At 48.8% G+C, this 688-nt stretch carries 1 protein-coding gene; it reads right to left on the bottom strand.

The genetic code is table 11. The features are described from left to right. Positions 1-688: LruC domain-containing protein (locus A3750_RS21555; protein ID WP_156498821.1), on the bottom strand; the 688-nt coding region annotated here is incomplete at both ends.

The raw sequence follows: 688 nt of genomic DNA, 5'->3' as shown, positions 1-688 counted from the left end.
CGATCGCCCAAGGCATCCCGTTACTGGTTTGATAGTATTGCTGTAAGGACATCGAGGAGGTGTCGTCACCGATGCTTAATAAACCACTATGCAGAGCGTTCGTTGGCGCGTTGTTTTTCAAGTGCACCTCCCATCGCTTGCCCGCGTATCCGCCGACAACCGAGTCCACCATAGAACTGTGGGTTGTACCGGGAGTGGCAAAGATAAATGGATCATAGGGTGGTGCTGGAAATGCTGCTTTGCTCACGCCATTCGTAAGCGGCATGGTCAGCTTCCAACTTGGACGTATCGCTGAGCCGCATCCTAACTCTGTTCTAAAGTAATCGCAGTCGACTTCACCCCTGCTCACCATTGACCAAGCGTTTTCCATAATTGTGACGACCGCATAAGTTTGATTACCCTCCAAGCTCAGCCCATCTACATTCACGCCGTTAAGCTCAAGCTCCAAATCTGGCTCTCTTACCAAGCCAGGAGGTAAAGATGGAAACTGAATAGCAAATCCATTATTAAACCCTGCCCCAATCGCAGCAACTTGCCCCTCTATTTCTACCCGTATGATTTGATCACCAATGGCATATTCTGCGATTCTCATATTCATCAGCAAATCATTCAGATCATAATCGCCCTCTATTGGCCACAAATCCTCGTATGCTATGGTCGTAAACCCTTGGGCACTCGGGTAGTAGGA

The organism is Oleiphilus sp. HI0079 (assembly GCF_001635105.1).
Note: the sequence above shows the minus strand (reverse complement) of the source record. Positions and strands in the feature narration are given on the sequence as shown.